The 20,083-nt window shown below is 71.9% G+C and carries 17 protein-coding genes; 12 read left to right on the top strand and 5 right to left on the bottom strand.

Translation table 11 applies throughout. From position 1 onward, the window contains the following. Positions 1–16 precede the first annotated feature (16 nt). The 3 genes from ACQUQD_RS18875 to ACQUQD_RS18865 are packed head-to-tail and all read left to right on the top strand — an operon-like array spanning position 17 to position 1,216. Positions 17–253: a DUF4244 domain-containing protein gene (locus ACQUQD_RS18875; protein WP_428953278.1), complete on the top strand. Its 237-nt coding sequence runs from the start codon at positions 17–19 to the stop codon at positions 251–253. Beyond that, positions 240–614, top strand: a complete 375-nt coding sequence (locus ACQUQD_RS18870) for a TadE family type IV pilus minor pilin (RefSeq protein WP_428953277.1) — start codon at positions 240–242, stop codon at positions 612–614. The genes ACQUQD_RS18875 and ACQUQD_RS18870 overlap by 14 nt, the downstream gene beginning before the upstream one ends. Further along, entirely contained in the window at positions 611–1,216 is a 606-nt protein-coding gene (locus tag ACQUQD_RS18865; protein ID WP_428953276.1) for an Rv3654c family TadE-like protein, read from the top strand. The genes ACQUQD_RS18870 and ACQUQD_RS18865 overlap by 4 nt, the downstream gene beginning before the upstream one ends. 159 nt (positions 1,217–1,375) lie before the next feature. On the opposite strand, the gene ACQUQD_RS18860 is transcribed toward ACQUQD_RS18865, so the two are convergent. Next, complete coding sequence (locus ACQUQD_RS18860) at positions 1,376–3,898, bottom strand: DEAD/DEAH box helicase (protein WP_428953275.1); 2,523 nt, start codon at positions 3,896–3,898, stop codon at positions 1,376–1,378. 82 nt (positions 3,899–3,980) lie between these two features. Here ACQUQD_RS18860 and bldG point away from each other — a divergent pair, with 82 nt between their 5' ends. From bldG to ACQUQD_RS18830, 6 genes are all read left to right on the top strand, one after another. Further along, a complete protein-coding gene (gene bldG, locus ACQUQD_RS18855) occupies positions 3,981–4,322 on the top strand; it encodes an anti-sigma factor antagonist BldG (protein WP_003975386.1) in 342 nt (113 codons plus the stop codon). Between the two features lie 101 nt (positions 4,323–4,423). Next, complete coding sequence (locus tag ACQUQD_RS18850) at positions 4,424–4,858, top strand: ATP-binding protein (RefSeq protein WP_428953274.1); 435 nt, start codon at positions 4,424–4,426, stop codon at positions 4,856–4,858. A 331-nt stretch (positions 4,859–5,189) separates the two neighbouring features. Further along, complete coding sequence (locus ACQUQD_RS18845) at positions 5,190–7,607, top strand: sodium-translocating pyrophosphatase (protein ID WP_428953273.1); 2,418 nt, start codon at positions 5,190–5,192, stop codon at positions 7,605–7,607. Between the two features lie 232 nt (positions 7,608–7,839). Beyond that, entirely contained in the window at positions 7,840–8,421 is a 582-nt protein-coding gene (locus ACQUQD_RS18840) for a small secreted protein (protein WP_428953272.1), read from the top strand. A 108-nt stretch (positions 8,422–8,529) separates the two neighbouring features. After that, complete coding sequence (locus ACQUQD_RS18835) at positions 8,530–10,053, top strand: DUF7059 domain-containing protein (protein ID WP_428953271.1); 1,524 nt, start codon at positions 8,530–8,532, stop codon at positions 10,051–10,053. A 108-nt stretch (positions 10,054–10,161) separates the two neighbouring features. Next, positions 10,162–10,359, top strand: a complete 198-nt coding sequence (locus tag ACQUQD_RS18830; protein WP_428953270.1) for a hypothetical protein — start codon at positions 10,162–10,164, stop codon at positions 10,357–10,359. Positions 10,360–10,465: 106 nt separating this feature from the next. Here the strand turns inward: ACQUQD_RS18830 and ACQUQD_RS18825 are convergent, their stop codons facing one another. The 3 genes from ACQUQD_RS18825 to ACQUQD_RS18815 form a co-directional block, all read right to left on the bottom strand. Then, positions 10,466–10,750 (bottom strand): TM2 domain-containing protein, encoded by a 285-nt coding sequence (locus ACQUQD_RS18825; protein WP_428953269.1) that lies wholly within the window; start codon positions 10,748–10,750, stop codon positions 10,466–10,468. A gap of 198 nt (positions 10,751–10,948) precedes the next feature. Next, positions 10,949–11,344: a DUF2752 domain-containing protein gene (locus tag ACQUQD_RS18820; RefSeq protein ID WP_428953268.1), complete on the bottom strand. Its 396-nt coding sequence runs from the start codon at positions 11,342–11,344 to the stop codon at positions 10,949–10,951. Positions 11,345–11,346: 2 nt separating this feature from the next. Further along, the gene (locus ACQUQD_RS18815; protein ID WP_428953267.1) at positions 11,347–11,823 is read right to left on the bottom strand and encodes a TM2 domain-containing protein; all 477 of its coding nucleotides are present in this window, start codon (positions 11,821–11,823) and stop codon (positions 11,347–11,349) included. Between the two features lie 374 nt (positions 11,824–12,197). Here ACQUQD_RS18815 and topA point away from each other — a divergent pair, with 374 nt between their 5' ends. Continuing rightward, positions 12,198–15,023: a type I DNA topoisomerase gene (gene topA / locus ACQUQD_RS18810; protein ID WP_428953266.1), complete on the top strand. Its 2,826-nt coding sequence runs from the start codon at positions 12,198–12,200 to the stop codon at positions 15,021–15,023. Positions 15,024–15,157: 134 nt separating this feature from the next. Further along, positions 15,158–18,295: a dTMP kinase gene (gene tmk / locus ACQUQD_RS18805; RefSeq protein WP_428953265.1), complete on the top strand. Its 3,138-nt coding sequence runs from the start codon at positions 15,158–15,160 to the stop codon at positions 18,293–18,295. Positions 18,296–18,315: 20 nt separating this feature from the next. Here tmk and ACQUQD_RS18800 read toward each other — a convergent pair whose 3' ends face one another. Further along, entirely contained in the window at positions 18,316–18,774 is a 459-nt protein-coding gene (locus ACQUQD_RS18800; protein WP_428953264.1) for an N-acetyltransferase family protein, read from the bottom strand. An 81-nt stretch (positions 18,775–18,855) separates the two neighbouring features. On the opposite strand from ACQUQD_RS18800, the gene ACQUQD_RS18795 reads away from it, so the two are divergent. Continuing rightward, positions 18,856–20,061, top strand: a complete 1,206-nt coding sequence (locus ACQUQD_RS18795) for a DNA polymerase III subunit delta' (protein ID WP_428953263.1) — start codon at positions 18,856–18,858, stop codon at positions 20,059–20,061. The last annotated feature ends 22 nt before the right edge of the window (positions 20,062–20,083 follow it).

The following is a 20,083-nucleotide window of genomic DNA, read 5'->3' as shown; positions in this document are numbered from 1 at the left end:
TCTCCAGGGGGTTGTGATGGAAGGAACGCGCAAGGTGTGGACGTGCGGGCGGCTGCGGCAGGGAGTGCTGCGCTGGGCCCGGGTGGTGCGGTCGTCGGCACGCAGGGACGACGGGATGGTCAGCGCCGAGTACGCCGTGGGGCTGATCGCGGCGGTGGGTTTCGCCGGGCTGCTGTACCAGGTGGTGACGAGCGATGCGGTGCAGTCGGCGTTGCAGTCCCTGGTGGCGAAGGCGCTCAATGGGTCGTTCTGAGGCGCTCCGCGATCGACGTCGGGACCGGGGATTCGTGACGGCGGAGGCGGCCGTGGTGCTGCCGGTGCTGGTGGCGTTCACGATGGCGCTGGTCTGGGCGGTACTGGCGGCGTCCGCGCAGATCCGGTGCGTGGACGCGGCGCGGGCCGGGGCGCGGGCCGTGGCCCGGCAGGAGCCGCGGGGAGCGGCGGTCGCCGCCGCGCGTGAGGCCGCGCCGTCCGGTGCGCGGGTCGAGGTGAGCCGGGAGGGCGGCCTGGTCCGGGTGACGGTGCGGGCGCGGTCGACGGGACCGGGGCCGCTCGCCGTCGAGTTGAGCGCGCAGGCCGTGGCGGCGGCGGAGGAGACGGTGGGGGAGGCATGAGGAGACGGTGGAGGAACGGGCCGCGCGGGGTGCGGCGATCCGGCCGGGCGGGTTCGGATCGAGGGTCCGCGACGGTGTGGGTGGTGATGGCGCTGGCCGCGATCGGGGCGCTCTTCGGTGGTGCGCTGGCCGTGGGGCGGGCGGTCGAGGCACGGCACCGGGCGGGCGGCGCGGCCGATCTCGCGGCGCTCGCGGCGGCCGATCACTGGATGGAAGGGAAAGCGGACGCGTGCGCTCTGGCCGGCCGGGTGGCCAGGGCTCAGGGAGCGAGAGTCGTGCGGTGCGCGGTGTACGGGGAGGTGTCCGACGTGACCGCGGCCGCGGGATCCGGGGCGTTCACCGCCCGGGTCAGGGCTCGGGCGGGGCCTGCGGGCCCGGTCGCGCCAGGACCGGCAGCGGCGGCCGGAGCGGTACGGATCGTGCCGTGGTCGTCTCAGGTGATGACGGGTGCCGGGCCTGTCGTGCCCGGTCGCGCTTCCCGCGCGGATACGCGGATATTCCGAGGGCCGGACTCGCACAAGACGCCCGAAGACCAGGACGGGCCCAAAGGCCCGAACCGGCCTGGGGATCCGGACGGGCCTGGAGATCCGGACGGGTTGTAGAGCCGGATGGGTCTGTAGATCCGGACGGCCTTGAAGGCCCGTACGGCGCTTGAGGGTTGGGCGAGACGTGGCCCGACGAACGGGCGGTGCCCCCGAAGTGAGTCCTGTGGAGACGCCCTGCCCCGCCCCGGTCGGAGCCGCACGGCCCCGCCCATGGACTCAGCCGCTGACCGGCGCCGTCCCCGCCGCGTCCGACCCCGCGCTGCCCGGCCCCGTCCCCGTACTGCCCGCGTCCGCACCCGCCCCCTTCAGCAGTACCGACAGAAGCCGTACCGCTCCGCGCTTGTGCAGGGGGTCGTTGCCGTTGCCGCACTTGGGGGACTGGATGCAGGACGGGCAGCCGGCCTCGCACTCGCAGGAGGCGATGGCCGCGCGGGTCGCGGTGAGCCATTCCTGGGCGGTGTGGAAGGCGCGTTCGGCGAAGCCCGCCCCGCCGGGGTGGCCGTCGTAGACGAAGACCGTGGGGAGCAGCGTGTCCGGGTGGAGGGGGACCGAGACGCCGCCGATGTCCCAGCGGTCGCACGTGGCGAAGAGGGGGAGCATGCCGATGGAAGCGTGTTCGGCGGCGTGCAGGGCGCCGCCGAGGATCTCCGGGTTGATGCGGGCGGCGTCGAGTTGGTCCTCGGTGACCGTCCACCACACGGCGCGGGTGCGCAGCGTACGAGGAGGGAGGTCGAGTTTCGTCTCGCCGAGGACCTCGCCGGTGATGAGACGGCGGCGGAGATAGCCGACGACCTGGTTGGTGACCTCGACCGAGCCGTAGCACAACCGGCCCTCGCCCCAGGGGACTTCGATGTCGGTTTCCAGGATGGAGATGGCTGTCGTGTCGCGGGCGGTGGTGGAGTACGTGGGGTTGGCCGGTTCGACCAGGGCGACGTCGTCGTCGAGGTCGAGGTGCTTGACCACGTAGGTGCGGCCCTGGTGGAGATGGACCGCGCCGTCGTGGACCGTCGTGTGCGCGGAGGCGGCGTCGACGGTGCCGAGCAGCCGGCCCGTGGCGGCCTCGACGATCTGGACGGGGCTGCCGCCCTCGCCGCGGATGTCGGCCAGGTCGGCGGCGGACTCGCGGCGCGTCCAGTGCCAGGCCCTGGTGCGGCGGCGCAGCAGTTTCGCCGCTTCCAGCTGGGGGAGCAGCTCGCTCGTCGCCGGGCCGAACAGTTCCATGTCGGCTTCGGTGAGGGGGAGTTCGGCCGCGGCCGCGCACAGGTGCGGGGCCAGGACGTACGGGTTGTCCGGGTCGAGGACCGTCGACTCGACCGGCTGGTCGAAGAGGGCCTCGGGGTGGTGGACCAGGAACGTGTCCAGGGGGTCGTCGCGGGCGACGAGGATGGCGAGGGCGCCCTGGCCCGAGCGGCCCGCACGGCCCGCCTGCTGCCACAGGGAGGCGCGGGTGCCCGGGTAGCCGGCGATGACGACGGCGTCCAGGCCCGAGACGTCGATGCCGAGTTCGAGGGCGGTGGTGGCGGCGAGGCCGAGGAGTTCGCCGGAGTGCAGGGCGGCTTCGAGGGCGCGGCGTTCCTCCGACAGGTAGCCGCCCCGGTAGGCGGCGACACGGCGGGCCAGCGAGCGGTCGATCTCGGACAGGCGTTCCTGGGCGATCACCGAGATCAGCTCGGCGCCCCGGCGGGACCGTACGAAGGCGACCGAGCGGACGCCCTGCACCGTCAGGTCGGTGAGCAGGTCCGCGGTCTCGGCGGTGGCGGTGCGGCGGACCGGGGCGCCCTTCTCGCCCTGCATCTCGGTGAGAGGAGGCTCCCAGAGGGCGAAGACCAGTTCGCCGCGGGGCGAGGCGTCGTCGGCGACCTCGACGACGGGCAGGCCGGTCAGCCGGCGGGCGGCGACGGCCGGCTCGGCCGCCGTGGCCGAGGCGAGGAGGAAGACCGGGTCGGAGCCGTAGCGGGCGCAGAGGCGGCGCAGGCGGCGCAGGACCTGGGCGACGTGCGAGCCGAAGACGCCGCGATAGGTGTGGCACTCGTCGATGACGACGTACTTGAGCGCCTTGAGGAAGGAGGACCAGCGCGGGTGGGAGGGCAATATCCCGCGGTGCAGCATGTCGGGGTTGGTGAGGACGTAGTTGCCGTACTGGCGTACCCACTCGCGTTCCTCGAACGGAGTGTCGCCGTCGTAGACCGCGGGGCGGATCGCCGGGCCCAGAGGTTGTGAAAGTTCCTTCACCGATCGGCACTGGTCGGCGGCGAGCGCCTTCGTCGGGGCGAGGTACAGGGCCGTCGCGCCGCGTCCGTTGGGTGCCTCGGAGCCGTCGAGCAGCTTCGACAGGACCGGGGCCAGATAGGCGAGGGACTTGCCGGAGGCCGTCCCGGTGGCGACGATCACCGACTCGCCGTCCAGGGCGTGCTCCGCCGCGCGTGCCTGGTGGGCCCAGGGGTGTTCGATTCCCGCGTTCTGTACAGCGGCGATGACCTCGGATCGGATCCGGTCCGGCCAGACGGCATGACGTCCCGGACGAGGGGGCAAGTGCTCCGTATGAGTGATGCGCGCAGCCCTGCTCGGACCCGCGGTGAGCCGCTCCAGGACCACCCCGGGAGAGGGGCGCGAGGCGGCGGGTGCCGGGGGTCGATCGGATCGGTGATTCTTGGCCATCGGCACCGAGTGTGTCACTGGCGTGACGGACAATGCTCCCAAGGCGTCGTGCACGCCTGCCGGTAAGTGATTGAATGCCATCGCGGCTGGCGAACCGTCCCGGGGGATCAAGCCGAGGTATCCCCGAGGGGCGACCGCTCGATAGCAAGGTGCTGGAGGATCCGTGGACCTGTCCCTGTCGACCCGTACCGTCGGCGATCGTACGGTCGTCGAGGTCGGTGGCGAAATTGATGTGTATACCGCGCCCAAGCTGCGCGAGCAGCTGGTCGAGCTGGTGAATGACGGCAGTTTCCACCTTGTCGTCGACATGGAGGGCGTGGACTTCCTCGACTCCACCGGGCTCGGCGTGCTGGTCGGCGGTCTCAAGCGTGTGCGCGCCCATGAGGGCTCGCTGCGCCTGGTCTGCAACCAGGAGCGCATTCTCAAGATCTTCAGGATCACGGGTCTGACCAAGGTGTTCCCGATCCACACCTCGGTCGAGGAAGCCGTCGCGGCGACCGACTGATCAGTTTGATCAGGCCGATCCGGTAGATCAGGTTGATGGCGGGGATCGGGCCGTGGCCGGCCCGGTCCCCGAGAGCACGCCCGTATGTCCGAGGGGGATGCATGGCCACCGTCGAACTCCGCTTCAGCCCTCTGCCCGAGCACGTCAGGACGGCCCGCCTCGTGGCGGCCGCCGTGGCGCGCAGGGCGGGCGTGGACGAGGCCGTGCTCGACGAGGTCCGGCTCGCCGTCGGTGAGGCGTGCAGCCGCGCCGTGGGGCTGCACCAGAGCAGTGGCATCCCCGCGCCGGTGCGGGTGGCGCTGATCGAGGAGGAGAAGAAGTTCTCCATCGAGGTCGGCGACGAGGCGCCGCGCACCGTGGCCGCCCCCGAGGTGCCCGGTGCCCGTGGTGCCGCCGACGATCTGGAGGCGGAGGGCGAGGACGAGATGGGTCTCGCCGTCATCAGCGGCCTCGTGGACGATGTCGAGGTCACCGCCGACGCGTCGGGCGGACTCATCCGCATGAGCTGGCCCGCGGCGCCCGTGACGCTGCCGTAGGGACCGGGCCGCTCCCCGGAGCGCGCCATTGTTCTCTGTCGTGATCTTTGTTTCGATCTTTGTCGAGGCCTTGTTCGCCACCCATGGTGAACAGGGCCTTTTCTGTGTTCCCCGTTGATTTCCCGCTCGTGGATTCCTAGATCGGCGATCATCGATAATGCCTCAAGGGCGTTATTGATTTTCCTTCCGGTCGGGCCCGACTGGTGTTCGTCGATCATTTGCCGGGTAGCAGAAGAGGAACAATTCCGTTTACCGCGCACTGTTTTGATCAGGTCCCGCTCCCTACAATCCGTCCACATCTTGAGCTCAGCCCAAGCGTCAAGGAGGACGAATGGCGGAGCCTTCTGCCCCCGCTCACCTCGCAGCCGCAGTTCTGACGGACGACAACCGGCTGATCGTGATCGTCATCGCCGTCGTCGCGCTCGCGGCGCTCGCCGTCGCCGGAGTCCTGGTGCGCCAGGTGCTCGCCGCCGGTGAGGGCACGGATTCCATGAAGAAGATCGCGGCCGCGGTCCAGGAAGGCGCGAAAGCCTATCTGGGCCGACAGTTGCGGACCCTCGGCGTATTCGCCGTCGTGGTGTTCTTCCTGCTCATGCTGCTTCCCGCGGACGACTGGAATCAGCGGGCCGGACGTTCGATCTTCTTCTTGATCGGCGCCCTGTTCTCGGCGGTCACCGGCTATATCGGAATGTGGCTCGCGGTGCGCAGTAATGTGCGGGTCGCCGCCGCGGCCCGGGAAGCCACACCGGCGGAAGGTGAGCCGGAAAAGGATCTCACCGCCGTCTCGCACAAAGCCATGAAGATCGCTTTCCGTACGGGCGGCGTCGTCGGCATGTTCACGGTGGGCCTCGGCCTGCTCGGCGCCTCCTGTGTCGTGCTCGTCTACGCGGCCGACGCGCCCAAGGTCCTGGAGGGTTTCGGGCTCGGGGCCGCGCTGATCGCCATGTTCATGCGGGTCGGCGGCGGCATCTTCACCAAGGCCGCCGACGTCGGCGCCGACCTGGTCGGCAAGGTCGAGCAGGGCATTCCGGAGGACGATCCGCGCAATGCCGCGACCATCGCCGACAACGTGGGCGACAACGTCGGAGACTGCGCCGGAATGGCCGCCGACCTCTTCGAGTCCTACGCCGTCACGCTCGTCGCCGCGCTGATCCTCGGCAAGGCCGCCTTCGGCGACGCCGGTCTCGCCTTCCCGCTGATCGTGCCCGCGATCGGCGTCGTCACGGCGATGATCGGCATCTTCGCCGTCGCGCCACGCCGGTCCGACCGCTCCGGCATGAGCGCCATCAACCGCGGCTTCTTCATCTCCGCGCTGATCTCGCTCGCCCTCGTGGCCCTGGCCGTCTTCACGTACCTGCCAGGGAAGTACGCCGACCTGGACGGGGTCACCGACGCGGCGATCCGCGCCAAGGACGGCGACCCGCGGATCCTCGCGGTCGTCGCCGTGGCCATCGGCATCGTGCTCGCCGCGCTGATCCAGCAGCTCACCGGCTACTTCACCGAGACGACCCGGCGCCCGGTCAAGGACATCGGCCGGACGTCGCTGACCGGACCCGCGACCGTCGTGCTCGCCGGCATCTCCATCGGGCTCGAATCGGCCGTGTACACGGCGGTGCTGATCGGGCTCGGCGTGTACGGGGCGTTCCTGCTCGGCGGTACGTCGATCATGCTCGCGCTGTTCGCGGTCGCGCTGGCCGGCACCGGCCTGCTCACCACCGTCGGCGTCATCGTCGCCATGGACACCTTCGGTCCGGTCTCCGACAACGCGCAGGGCATCGCCGAGATGTCCGGTGACGTGCAGGGGTCGGGCGCGCAGGTGCTCACCGACCTGGACGCCGTGGGCAACACGACGAAGGCCATCACCAAAGGCATCGCCATCGCCACCGCCGTGCTCGCCGCCTCGGCGCTGTTCGGTTCGTACCGGGACGCGATCCTCACCGCGGCCCGGGACGTCGGCGAGAAGGTCGGCGACGGCGGGCCGATGAACCTGGTGATGGACATCTCGCAGCCCAACAACCTGGTCGGGCTCATCGTCGGCGCCGCGGTCGTGTTCCTCTTCTCCGGACTCGCCATCAACGCCGTGTCGCGGTCCGCGGGTTCGGTGGTCTACGAGGTGCGCCGGCAGTTCCGCGAGCGTCCCGGGATCATGGACTACACGGAGGAGCCCGAGTACGGACGGGTCGTCGACATCTGCACGAAGGACGCGCTCAGGGAGCTGGCCACGCCCGGCCTGCTCGCCGTCATGGCGCCGATCGCGGTCGGCTTCACGCTCGGGGTGGGTGCGCTCGGCGCGTACCTGGCGGGCGCCATCGGCACCGGGACGCTGATGGCGGTCTTCCTCGCCAACTCCGGTGGCGCGTGGGACAACGCGAAGAAACTCGTCGAGGACGGGCACCACGGCGGCAAGGGCAGCGAGGCCCATGCGGCCACCGTGATCGGTGACACGATCGGGGACCCGTTCAAGGACACCGCGGGGCCCGCCATCAACCCGCTGCTGAAGGTGATGAACCTCGTCGCGCTGCTCATCGCGCCCGCGGTGGTCAAGTTCAGCTACGGGGACGACGCGAGCGTGCCCGTGCGCATCGTGGTGGCCGTCGTCGCGCTCGCCGTGATCGTCGGGGCGGTGTACGTGTCGAAGCGGCGCGGCATCGCGGTCGGCGACGACGAGGGTGACGGCGGTGACGGCGAGCAGAACCCGGGGCGGGTGCCGAGGCCGGCGGACCCGGCCGTGGAGCCGTCCCGGACGTAGGGCGGATCAACAGGCGGGCGGACAGCGGCTCTTGATGCCCTGTCCGCCCGCTGCGGTGCCGGCTCCCGTGTCACCTGCGGCTTCCGAACCTGCGCGGGATTCGTGCGTACTTCTTCCGTGAGCCTTCTCTCCCTTGGTGCAAATGGCTGCTAAAGGTCAATAAAGCGGTCTTATGGGACGCCCGAGGTGCGATTGTCGTGTGCTCGGCGTGTAAGTTCCGGGGCCGAGAGCCATGGAAGGGACCGATCCGGTGAACAAGAAGCTTGCAGCCGCACTGTCCGGCGGTGCGGTACTGGTACTGGCCTTGTCGGGCTGCAGCGACGACAGCGACGCGAAGCTGAACTCCTGGGCCAAGGAGGTCTGCGACGCGGTCCAGCCGCAGGCGAAGAAGATCGAGTCGGCCAACGCCGCGATCCAGAAGGAGACGTCGGACAACAGCGCGCCGGCCGATGTCCAGAAGACGGACTCGAAGGCGTTCCAGGACATGTCCGACGCGTACAAGGCGATCGGTGACGCCGTCGACAAGGCGGGGGCCCCGCCGGTCGACGACGGCAAGACGAAGCAGCAGGACGCGGTCCAGGAGCTGGACAAGATCTCGACGTCGTACGCGGGCCTGAAGAAGCAGGTCGACAAGCTGGACACCGACGACCAGGCGAAGTTCGCCGAGGGCCTCAAGGGGATCGCGGGCGAGCTCGACAAGTTGAGCCAGAGCGGCAGCGACGCCCTGAAGAACCTGGAGGAGGGCGACGTGGGCAAGGCGATGGCCAAGCAGGAGAGCTGCAAGAGCGCTTCCGCTTCGCCGTCGGCCTCCTAGGTCCGGCCTCTTCGTCAGCGCCCCCGGTGCCGCGGTCCGTCCGCCGCGCCGGGGGCGCCGTCGTTCACCCGCACCCCCTGCGGGGCGCGTCGGCGTCACAATGGAGGCGTGAGTTCTTCCGTTTCCGCCGCCCTGCCCGCCGCCGACCGACCCGACGTCGCCGCCTCGCTGCGCGCCGCCCTGCTCGCCGCCGAGTTCACCGCCGACGGCCTCCTCGAACTGCTCGGGGCGCCCGCCTACGCGGCGCTCGCGCGCAGCGAGACCGTGCCCGCCCTGCGCGCCACCCGGGAGGACTCCTCCCTGGCGACGCTCGTCCGGCTCTTCCTGCTGCAGCGGCCCGTGCCGCGGGAGCGCGTCGCCGGGGTGCTGCCCCTCGACGCGTGCCTGGAGAGCGGGTGGCTGCGGGCGAGCGGCGACGAGGTGGCCGCGACCGTCGACGTACGCCCGTACGGCGGACCCGACGGCGAGGACTGGTTCATCGTGTCCGACCTGGGCTGCGCGGTCGGCGGCGCCGGCGGCATCGGCAGCCACGAGGAGGGCGTCGTGCTCGGCGTCGGCGGGGCGTCCACCACGCTCGCCGGAATCACCGTCCGTACGCCCGTCGCAGCCGCCCTCGACCTCGGCACCGGTTCCGGGATCCAGGCGCTGCACGCGGCGCAGCACGCCACCCGGGTCACCGCGACCGACCTCAACTCCCGCGCCCTGCACATCACCGCGCTCACCCTCGCCCTGTCCGGGGTGCGCGGCTCCGATCTGCGCGAGGGGTCCCTGTACGAGCCCGTGGGCGACGCGACGTACGACCTGATCGTGTCGAACCCGCCCTTCGTCATCTCGCCCGGCGCGCGCCTCACCTACCGCGACGGCGGGATGGGCGGGGACGATCTGTGCCGCACGCTCGTTCAAGGGGCGGGGGAGCGCCTGAACGACGGGGGGTACGCGCAGTTCCTGGCCAACTGGCAGCACGTGGAGGGGGAGGAGTGGACCGAGCGGCTGCGCTCGTGGGTGCCGCGCGGCTGCGACGCCTGGATCGTGCAGCGCGAGGTGCAGGACATCACCCAGTACGCCGAGCTGTGGCTGCGCGACGCCGGTGACCACCGCACGGACCCGGCCGAGTACGCGGCCCGGTACGACGCGTGGCTCGACGAGTTCGAGGCGCGGAAGGTGAAGGCCGTCGGGTTCGGGTGGATCACGCTCCGCAAGTCCTCCGGCGCGTCCCCCTCGATCGTCGTCGAGGAGTGGCCGCACCCCGTCGAGCAGCCGCTCGGCGACGTGGTGCGGGCGCACTTCGAGCGGGTCGACTGGCTGCGCACGCACGACGACGCGGCCCTGCTGGAGTCCTCGTTCCGGCTCGCCGGTGAGGTCGTGCAGGAGCAGGTCGGGCTGCCGGGCGCCGAGGACCCCGAGCACGTCGTGCTGCGGCAGGGGCGCGGGATGCGGCGGGCGACGAAGGTGGACACGGTCGGCGCCGGGTTCGCGGGCGTCTGCGACGGGACGCTGAGCGCCGGACGGATCCTGGACGCCATCGCCCAACTCGTCGGCGAGGAGCCGGTGCTGCTGCGCGACCGCACCCCGGCGCAGATCCGCACCCTGGTCGAGCAGGGCTTCCTGGAGCCGGTCGGGGACGCCGGATAGCCGCTCTTCGCCGTGCGCTGTCCCGGAGTTCACCCGGGGTTCCCCCGCCCGTGCGAGCGTCACCGGCCTGGGCGGCGCGAGCCGCCCCGACGTCGGGGAGGCAAGGCGATGGAGAGTGCACCTGCGGTCTTCGCGGGCACGGTGTTCGCGCTGTTCGGCGCGGGACTCGTGGTGTGGACGGGGGCGCGCGCGGCGCACCGTGAACCGGTGGCGTACGGCGCTCGCCCGGTGGCGTCGGCGGTGGTCGCCGGGGCCGTCGGCGTGGGCTGCCTGGCGCTCGCGGCATGGTGTTTCGGCCAGGTGTGACGCGGGTTCAGGAACCGCGGCGCGTACGGCGACGCCCGCCTCCGGAAGGGTCCGGGGCGGGCGTCGGCGCGTACGGGAACGTACGCGGGCGTGCGACGACGGGGCGTCAGCGCAGGGGGCGGCCCTGGGCGTCCGTACGGTCGTTGCTCGTGAGGAACAGGATGCCGTCGATGAAGCCCCACAGACCGCCGGCGCCGCAGGTCAGCACGGAGACGACGAGCTGCCAGACACCGATCTTGGTGTCGCCCACGTAGAAGCGCCCGACGCCGAACGAGCCGAGGAAGATGCCGAGCAGGCCGGCGACCAGCTTCTGCTTGTCGGAGTACGGGCGGCCCTGCGGGTCGACGCCGAACGGGGCCTCGGGAGTGGCGCCGGGGAAGGGCTGGGACATGGGAGTTGCTCCTAGGGACGTGAAAGCGGGCACGGCGAAGCCGGGCCTGTGAGCGGATGATCCGAGAGTGACGCACCGGTGGGGACACGGCGTTGGCCTCGGGAGTCCGAAGCGTAGAGGGGGACAGCGGGGTGTCAGGGCGTCGGGGCACCGATCGTGGCGAGTTCGTGACCTTGCGCGTACGGCGGTGACGGGCGATCAGAACACGTTGCGCAGCACGGTCCAGAGCGCGGCGACGGTGAGCAGGACGAGCTGGGTGCGGGTGCTCGGCACCGGCACCCACCGGCGCCCGCGCAGCCCCGACCAGAGCCAACGCCCCAGCAGGAAGAGGACGAACGGGGTGACCACGAGCAGCAGCGCGTTGTCGTGCCAGGCCGTGCCGAACCGGCCGTGCAGCACGTCGTACACCATGCGGGTGCCGCCGCAGCCGGGGCAGAGCAGCCCGGTCAGCGCGCGGAACGGGCAGCCGGGCAGCCAGTGTCCGGGCTCGTGCGGATTCGTGTCGTAGAGGTACGCGGCTGCGGCGGCCCCGGCGACGAGCACCGCGAGGGGTGCCGTGGCCGGGGCGCGCAGGACGGCGCGGGCGGAGGTCACGACTACGAGCGCAGGATGCGGCCCTGCGCGTCGGTCGTGTTGCTGCCGGCGAGCATGACGATGCCGTCGATGAAGCCCCACAGACCGCCGATGCCGCAGGTCAGGACGCCGACCAGGAGCTGGCCGACGGCGAGCCCGGTGTGGCCGGTGTAGAAGCGGCCGACGCCGAACGTGCCCAGGAAGATGTTGAGCAGACCGGCCGTCATCTTCGACTTGTCGGAGTACGGGCGGCCGTAGGGGTCGTACCCGTAGGGCGCCGCCGGGTCGTAGGCGACGGGCATGCCGGGCTGGGGCGGGTAGCCGCCGCCGGCCGGGGCGGAGCCGGGGTACGGGTAGCCGTAGCCGGGCTGGCCGCCCTGCGGGGGCTGGCCCGGAGCCGCGCCGTATCCGGGCTGCGAGCCCTGCTGCGGGTAGCCGTACGGGTTCGCGCCCGGCTGCTCCTGCGGGGGCTGCTGGCCGTAGGGGTTGCTGTCGGACATCGGGATGCTCCTGGGTCGGGATGCCGGTGGGGACGAGCCGGAGGCTTCCCTTGGGCTCCCCCAGCCATCCGCCATCTTGTCAGGAGCAGATAAGGGAGTGGAGCGAGGGAGCGCGACAGCAGCGCAATAGGGACGTCCGTGACAGGAATGTGGCACTGGATGGCACACACAGTGATCTTGTGGGTACCCGGAGGTGAAGCGTCCGCTCCCCGGTCCGGGGGCAGGATCACGAGGAGTCGGGTTACCGTTCCGAGTGGCTGCTGCGTGCTTTTCCCGTTTGACACACCGGCGGGAGGTACCGTCACACTCCGCAGTGCCATTGCCGTACTACCGACCAGAACGGCCCCAACCGCCGACCGGAGAGAAGAGCGAAGTTGTCCCCGACCAGCGAGACCGCACAGGGCGGCCGTCGACTCGTGATCGTCGAGTCGCCCGCCAAGGCGAAGACGATCAAGGGCTATCTCGGCCCTGGGTACGTCGTCGAAGCGAGCGTCGGGCACATTCGCGACCTCCCCAACGGCGCCGCCGAGGTGCCCGACAAGTACACGGGTGAGGTGCGCCGCCTCGGCGTCGACGTCGAGAACGACTTCGAGCCGATCTATGTCGTCAATGCCGACAAGAAGTCCCAGGTCAAGAAGCTCAAGGACCTGCTGAAGGACTCCGACGAACTCTTCCTCGCCACCGATGAGGACCGCGAGGGCGAAGCCATCGCGTGGCACCTCCTGGAGGTCCTGAAGCCCAAGGTTCCCGTCCACCGGATGGTCTTCCACGAGATCACCAAGGACGCGATCCGCTCCGCCGTGGCCAACCCGCGCGAGCTCAACAAGCGCATGGTCGACGCCCAGGAGACCCGCCGCATCCTCGACCGTCTCTACGGCTACGAGGTCTCGCCGGTCCTGTGGAAGAAGGTCATGCCGCGCCTGTCGGCGGGCCGTGTCCAGTCGGTGGCCACCCGCCTCGTCGTCGAGCGGGAGCGCGAGCGCATCGCCTTCCGCACCGCCGAGTACTGGGACCTGACCGGCACCTTCGCGACCGGCCGGGCCGGCGACTCCTCCGACCCGTCGTCCCTGGTCGCGCGGCTCAGCGCGGTCGACGGCAAGCGCATCGCGCAGGGCCGCGACTTCGACTCGCTCGGCCAGATCAAGGGCGGCAACTCGGCGAACACCCTCCACCTGGACGAGGCGAACGCGCGAGCGCTCGCCGCCGCCCTGGAGAACACGTCGTTCGCCGTCCGCTCCGTCGAGTCCAAGCCGTACCGCCGCTCGCCGTACGCCCCCTTCCGTACGACGACCATGCAGCAGGAGGCCTCGCGCAAGCTGGGCTTCGGCGCCAAGGCGACCATGCAGGTGGCCCAGAAGCTGTACGAGAACGGCTTCATCACCTATATGCGTACGGACTCCACGACCCTGTCGGACACGGCGGTCTCGGCCGCTCGTGCCCAGGTCACGCAGTTGTACGGGTCGGACTACCTGCCGGACAAGCCGCGCACCTACGCGGGCAAGGTCAAGAACGCGCAGGAGGCGCACGAGGCGATCCGCCCCTCGGGCGACCGCTTCCGCACGCCCGCCGAGACCGGTCTGACCGGTGACCAGTTCAAGCTCTACGAGCTGATCTGGAAGCGCACCGTCGCCTCCCAGATGAAGGACGCGGTCGGCAACAGCGTCACGGTCAAGATCGGCGGCACGTCCTCCGACGGCCGCGACGCCGAGTTCAGCGCGTCCGGCAAGACCATCACCTTCCACGGCTTCCTCAAGGCCTACGTCGAGGGCGCCGACGACCCGAACGCGGAGCTGGACGACCGCGAGCGCCGGCTGCCGCAGGTCGCCGAGGGCGACCCGCTGTCCGCCGAGGAGATCTCGGTCGACGGCCACTCGACCAAGCCGCCGGCCCGCTACACCGAGGCCTCGCTGGTCAAGGAGCTGGAAGAGCGCGAGATCGGCCGCCCGTCGACGTACGCGTCGATCATCGGCACGATCCTCGACCGCGGCTACGTCTTCAAGAAGGGGACGGCCCTGGTGCCCTCCTTCTTGTCGTTCGCCGTGGTCAACCTGCTGGAGAAGCACTTCGGGCGGCTCGTCGACTACGACTTCACCGCCAAGATGGAGGACGACCTCGACCGCATCGCGCGGGGCGAGGCCCAGTCCGTGCCGTGGCTGAAGCGCTTCTACTTCGGCGAAGGCTCCGGCGACGCCAGCGCGGCCGACGCGGGCAACGGCGACGGTGACCACCTCGGCGGCCTGAAGGAACTCGTGACCGACCTGGGCGCGATCGACGCCCGCGAGGTCTCGTCCTTCCCCGTCGGCAACGACATCGTGCTGCGCGTCGGGCGCTACGGCCCCTACGTCGAGCGCGGCGAGCGCGACTCCGAGAACCACCAGCGCGCGGACGTCCCCGAGGACCTCGCCCCCGACGAGCTCTCGGTCGAGTACGCGGAGGAGCTGCTCGCCAAGCCGAGCGGCGACTTCGAGCTGGGCACGGACCCGACGAGCGGCCACCAGATCATCGCCAAGGACGGGCGCTACGGCCCGTACGTCACCGAGGTGCTCCCCGAGGGCACCCCGAAGACCGGCAAGAACGCCGTGAAGCCGCGCACCGCCTCGCTCTTCAAGACCATGTCGCTCGACACGGTGACGCTGGACGACGCCCTGAAGCTGATGTCGCTGCCGCGCGTGGTGGGCGCCGACGCCGAGGGCGTCGAGATCACCGCGCAGAACGGGCGGTACGGGCCGTACCTGAAGAAGGGCACGGACTCGCGCTCCCTGCAGGCCGAGGAGCAGCTCTTCACCATCACGCTGGAAGAGGCGCTGGAGATCTACTCCCAGCCCAAGCAGCGCGGGCGTGCGGCCGCCAAGCCGCCGCTGAAGGAGCTCGGCCAGGACCCGGTCAGCGAGAAGCCGGTCGTCGTGAAGGACGGCCGTTTCGGCCCGTACGTCACCGACGGCGAGACGAACGCCACCCTGCGGTCCGGCGACTCCGTGGAAGAGATCACACCGGAGCGCGGCTTCGAACTGCTCGCGGAGAAGCGGGCCAAGGGCCCCGCCAAGAAGAAGACCGCGAAGAAGGCACCGGCCAAGAAGACCGCCGCCAAGAAGACCGCGGCCAAGACGACCACGGCCAAGAAGACGGCGGCGAAGAAGACCACCGCCAAGAAGACGACCGCCAAGAAGGCACCGGCGAAGAAGGCCGCTCCGGCCGAGTAGGAGCCGTGCGGCACGGGCCGGACATGTGAGGGTCGGACTTATCCGGACGGACGCCTCCGGGGATCGCTCCCCGGGGGCGTTTGTTTGTTCGGGCGGCCCCTCGTGGTGTCGGTGGCGCCCGATAGGCTGGACGAATGACCCGTGCCGAGCAGCCAACGGCCCCCCACACGGCCACAGACGACGCCCTGGTAGCGGACTCCCGAGAGCGCGCCGTGCGCGCGCTCCTGCGCGTACCGCAGTTGAAGCGGCTGTGGTCAGCACAGCTCGTCGGCGGGGTCGGTGATGTTCTCGGGCTGCTTGTGCTCGTGGTGCTCGCCCTGCAGGCGGCCATCTCCGAGGGTTCGTTCGGCGGTGGGTACCGGGGCGTGGCCTTCGCCGTCGCCGCGGTGTTCGGCGCCCGGATCCTGTCGACGCTGCTGTTCGGCGCCGTCCTGCTCGGACCGCTGACCGCGCTGACCGCCCCGGGCGGCCCCCTCGACCGGCGCTGGACCATGGTCGGCGCCGACGGGCTGCGCGCCGCGCTGCTGATCGTCGCCCCCCTCTGGATCGACTGGACTCCGGACAACGCGCTGGCGCTGGTTCTCGTGACCGCGTTCGTCGTCGGCGTCGCCGAGCGGTTCTGGACCGTCGCCAAGGAGAGCGCGGCGCCGTCCCTGCTGCCCGCGCCGCCGCTGGAGGGCGCGTCCGTACGGCCGCTGCCCGACCACATGGACGCCCTGCGGCGCCTCTCGCTGCGGACCGGCTTCGTCGCCGTACCGCTGGCCGCCGCCGCACTCGTGATCGTGACGCTCGTCCAGAACCTGATCGCCGCGGGCGTCGACTGGTTCGCGCTGCACCAGGTGGCGCTGTCGTCGTACGTGAGCGCGGGACTGTTCGCCGCGTCGCTGTCCGTCGTCTTCTTCCTCGAACTGCCCGGCACGCAGACCCCGCGCGCGCGGTCGCCGCTCGAAGGCCTGCGCCGCCCGAAGACCGGCAGCGGCATCGACAAGGGACGCACCGGCGCGATCCCGCTGCTCGTGCTCGCCTGCGCCGCCGTCGCCGGAGCGATCTCGGCCGCCGTCGCCGTGTCCGTGCTGCACGCCAAGGACCTGAGCGGCGGCCCGGTCACCTTCGGGCTGCTCGTCCTCGGCCTGAGCGGCGGCACCGTCGTCGGCATCCGCACCGCGCCGACCGTCCTTCCGTCGCTGTCCCGGCGCCGGCTGCTCGCGCTCGCCATCGCCCTGACCGGCCTGGCCCTGCTCGCCGCCGGCCTCGTCCCGGACGTCACCAGCGTGATCCTGCTCGTCGCGGTCGCCGGAGTCGCCGCGGGCATCGCCGCCAACACCGGGCACGCGCTCCTGGACCAGGAGACCGAGGAGTACCGGCGGGCCCGCACCACCGAGCACCTGCAGGCCGTCGTCCGCGTCAGCGTCGCGCTGGCCGTGCTGGCCGCGCCGCTACTGGCCGCGCTCATCGGGCCGCACCGCCTGGAGAACGGCAAGTTCGTGTTCGCCCACGGCGGCGCCGCGTTCACCCTGATGCTGGTCGGCGCGCTGCTGCTGCCCGTCGCCGCGCTGGTCCTCGCCAAGGCCGACGACCGCAGCGGCGTACCGCTGCGCCACGACCTGAAGGACGCCCTGCTCGGCGGGAACGACCCGGCGCAGGCCCCCGCCGCGACCGGCTTCTTCATCGCCCTGGAGGGCGGCGACGGCGCCGGCAAGTCGACGCAGGCGGAAGCCCTCGCCGAGTGGATCCGCGGCAAGGGCCACGAGGTCGTCGTCACCCGCGAGCCGGGCGCCACCCCCGTCGGCAAGCGGCTGCGCTCCATCCTGCTGGACGTGTCGAGCGCCGGGCTCTCGCACCGTGCCGAGGCCCTGCTCTACGCCGCCGACCGCGCCGAGCACGTCGACACCGTCGTACGGCCCGCCCTGGAGCGCGGCGCCGTCGTCATCTCCGACCGCTACATCGACTCGTCCGTCGCCTACCAGGGCGCCGGCCGCGACCTGTCGCCCGTCGAGGTCGCCCGCATCAACCGCTGGGCCACCAGCGGCCTCGTCCCGCACCTGACGGTGCTGCTCGACGTGGACCCGGAGGCCGCCCGCGAGCGGTTCACCGAGGCGCCGGACCGGCTGGAGTCGGAGCCGCTGGAGTTCCACAACCGGGTGCGCTCCGGCTTCCTGACGCTGGCCGCGGGCGACCCCGGCCGCTACCTGGTCGTCGACGCCGGACAGGAGCCGGAGGCCGTCACCACCGTCGTCCGGCACCGGCTCGACCTCCTCCTGCCGCTCTCCGAAGCCGAGATCAAGGCACAGGAGGAGGCCCGCAAGGCCGCCGAGGAAGAGGCGCGGCGCAAGGCCGAGGAAGAGGCCGCGCGCAAGGCCGAGGAGGAGCGCATCGAGCGCGAGCGGCAGGAGCAGCTCGCCAAGCTCCGTGCCGAGGAGGAGGAGCGTCAGCGCCGCGAGCTGGAGGAGGCGCAGCGCATCGAGGCCGAGCGCCAGGCCGAGGAGGCCCGGCAGCGCGCCGAGGAGGCACGCAAGAAGGCCGAGGCGGAGCAGGCCCGGCTCCTCGCCGAGGAGCAGGCCCGCGCCGTCGAGGAGGAGCGCCGCCGCAAGCAGGCCGAGGAGGAGGCACGCCTGCGCGCCGAGGCCGAGGAGCGGCGCCTGGAGAAGCAGCGCAAGGCCGAGGAGGCGCTGCTGCGCGCCGAAGAGGCCCGGCGGCTCGCGGCCCAGGCCGCCCAGGCGGCGCAGACCAGCGCGACGGCGGCCACCCGGTCGACCGGGACCGCGGCTCGCCGCAAGCCCGCCGAGCCCGCCGCGCCTGTCGAGTCCGCCGCGCCTTCCGTGCCGGACAACGAGACGACGGTCCCGACGCCGATCGTGCGGCCCGAGCCGACCCAGGCCGAGGAGACCGCGGTGCTGCCGCCGGTGCGGGACGCCGAGGAGACCGCGGTGCTGCCGCCGGTGCGGGACGCCGAGGAGACGACGCAGCTGCCGCGTCCGCCGGCCGGTGCCGCGGACGAGACGGCCGTGCTTCCCCAGGTGTCCGACCGGACCGAGGACCGGGTGCCGCCCGGGTACTTCCGCGACGAGCGGCCCGCGCGGCCGGAACAGCCGGAGAGCGAGGCCGCCCGTACGGCGGAGCTGCCGCAGGTCGACGAGGAGGGCCGGCCGCGGCGTCGCCCCCGCCCGGACTGGGCGGAGGAGACGCCGCTGGACGACCTGCCGTCACTGGCCGACGAACTGCTGGGCGGACAGAACGAGGACGACGACCGGGGCGGACGGCGCCGCCGGTAACCGCGGCGCGGGGGTGGGGCTCAGACCAGCCTGAGCTCCACCCAGTCCACCGTGTCCCCGTCCAGCCGGTACCGGTCGACCTCCTGGGTGAACCCGGCGCGTTCCGCGAAGCGCAGCCCCGCCGTGTTCGAGGCCAGCACCACCGTCTCGACGGCCTCGGCGCCCAGGGCGCGGGCCTTGCCGAGCCCACGCTCGTACAGCGCCCGGCCGAACCCCCGGCCCCGGTGGTCCGGCAGCACCCGCGAGATCACCGCGGCGACTCCGTCCCGCGGGGTGCGCACGGTCGAGCAGCCGACGAGGACGTCCCCGGCGTACGCGACCTCCAGGACGTTGCGCCCGGCGCGCTCGCGGACGTCGTCCAAGGAGAGGTACGCGGAGGCGACCGGCACGATCGTGTTGTGCACGTACTGCCAGTCGGCGACCAGCGCGCTGTCGGCGGCGTCGGCGGCGGTCAGGGTCTCGACACGGAGATCAGTCATGGGCGTAGCCAACCCCGGTCCGGGCGGGGTTGTCAGTGGTTCCCGGCACAATGGCCTGAGCTCGAGGAAGGCGGTAACCGCATGACCGTATGGGACGACCTGGTCGGTCAGGAGCGCGTGGTCGCGGAGCTGGACGCGGCCGCGCGGGACGCGGACGCCCTGGTGACCTCCGCGGGGGCCGGCACGCCGCCGCCCGCGACGTCGAAGATGACGCACGCCTGGCTGTTCACCGGGCCGCCGGGCGCGGGCCGGGTCACGGCGGCCCGCGCGTTCGCCGCGGCACTGCAGTGCGTGTCGCCGGACCGGGCGCTCGGCGGCGCCCCCGGCTGCGGATTCTGCGACGGCTGCCACACCGCCCTGCTCGGCACGCACGCCGACGTCACGACCGTCGCCGCCGTCGGCACGCAGATCCTCGCCGAGGACATGCGCGACACCGTCCGCAAGTCGTACACGTCACCGGCGACCGGCCGGTGGCAGGTGATCCTCGTGGAGGACGCCGAGCGGCTCAACGAGAAGTCGGCCAACGCCGTGCTGAAGGCCGTGGAGGAGCCCGCCCCGCGCACCGTGTGGCTGCTGTGCGCGCCCTCGGTGGACGACGCGCTGCCCACCATCCGCTCCCGCTGCCGGCTGCTGACGCTGAGCACCCCCGCCGTGGACGCCGTCGCCGACATGCTCGTACGACGCGACGGCGTCGAGCCCGCCGCCGCCGCGACCGCCGCCCGCGCCACGCAGGGCCACATCGACCGGGCCCGGCGCCTGGCCACCGACCCGCGCGCCCGGGAGCGCCGGGCCGCCGTACTGAAGGTGCCGCTGCGCGTCGAGGACGTCGGCGGCTGCCTCAAGGCGGCGCAGGAGCTGGTCGACGCGGCGACGGAGGACTCCAAGCAGCTCGCCGAGGAGGTCGACACCAAGGAGACCGAGGAGCTGAAGGCGGCACTCGGCGCGCAGAGCGGCGGCCGGATGCCGCGCGGCACGGCCGGGGTCATGAAGGATCTCGAGGACAAGCAGAAGCGGCGCCGGACGCGTTCGCAGCGCGACAGCCTCGACCTGGCGCTCACCGAACTGACGGGCGTGTACCGCGATGTGCTGGCGCTGCAGCTCGGCTCGCGGGTGGCCCTCGCCAACATCGAGATCCAGGACTCGCTGGAGCGGCTGGCCCGGGGCACGTCACCGGAGTCGACCCTGCGGCGTATCGAGGCGATCGGCCGGTGCCGCGAGGCCCTCGACCGCAATGTCGCTCCGCTGCTGGCGGTCGAGGCGATGACGATGGCGCTGCGGGCGGGATAGATCCGGCTTCCGGGCTCTGGCC

The sequence above is a fragment of the Streptomyces sp. cg35 genome, assembly GCF_050410835.1.
Taxonomy (GTDB): Bacteria; Actinomycetota; Actinomycetes; order Streptomycetales; family Streptomycetaceae; genus Streptomyces.
Note: the sequence above shows the minus strand (reverse complement) of the source record. Positions and strands in the feature narration are given on the sequence as shown.

What these genes read in the sequence shown, in the direction of transcription:
- ACQUQD_RS18875 (WP_428953278.1), top strand. Translation starts at nt 17, where the DNA reads ATGGAAGGAACGCGCAAGGTGTGGACGTGCGGGCGGCTGCGGCAGGGA.
- ACQUQD_RS18870 (WP_428953277.1), top strand. Translation starts at nt 240, where the DNA reads ATGGGTCGTTCTGAGGCGCTCCGCGATCGACGTCGGGACCGGGGATTC.
- ACQUQD_RS18865 (WP_428953276.1), top strand. Translation starts at nt 611, where the DNA reads ATGAGGAGACGGTGGAGGAACGGGCCGCGCGGGGTGCGGCGATCCGGC.
- ACQUQD_RS18860 (WP_428953275.1), bottom strand. Translation starts at nt 3,898, where the DNA reads ATGGCATTCAATCACTTACCGGCAGGCGTGCACGACGCCTTGGGAGCA.
- ACQUQD_RS18850 (WP_428953274.1), top strand. Translation starts at nt 4,424, where the DNA reads ATGGCCACCGTCGAACTCCGCTTCAGCCCTCTGCCCGAGCACGTCAGG.
- ACQUQD_RS18845 (WP_428953273.1), top strand. Translation starts at nt 5,190, where the DNA reads ATGGCGGAGCCTTCTGCCCCCGCTCACCTCGCAGCCGCAGTTCTGACG.
- ACQUQD_RS18840 (WP_428953272.1), top strand. Translation starts at nt 7,840, where the DNA reads ATGGAAGGGACCGATCCGGTGAACAAGAAGCTTGCAGCCGCACTGTCC.
- ACQUQD_RS18830 (WP_428953270.1), top strand. Translation starts at nt 10,162, where the DNA reads ATGGAGAGTGCACCTGCGGTCTTCGCGGGCACGGTGTTCGCGCTGTTC.
- ACQUQD_RS18825 (WP_428953269.1), bottom strand. Translation starts at nt 10,750, where the DNA reads ATGTCCCAGCCCTTCCCCGGCGCCACTCCCGAGGCCCCGTTCGGCGTC.
- ACQUQD_RS18815 (WP_428953267.1), bottom strand. Translation starts at nt 11,823, where the DNA reads ATGTCCGACAGCAACCCCTACGGCCAGCAGCCCCCGCAGGAGCAGCCG.
- tmk (WP_428953265.1), top strand. Translation starts at nt 15,158, where the DNA reads ATGACCCGTGCCGAGCAGCCAACGGCCCCCCACACGGCCACAGACGAC.
- ACQUQD_RS18800 (WP_428953264.1), bottom strand. Translation starts at nt 18,774, where the DNA reads ATGACTGATCTCCGTGTCGAGACCCTGACCGCCGCCGACGCCGCCGAC.
- ACQUQD_RS18795 (WP_428953263.1), top strand. Translation starts at nt 18,856, where the DNA reads ATGACCGTATGGGACGACCTGGTCGGTCAGGAGCGCGTGGTCGCGGAG.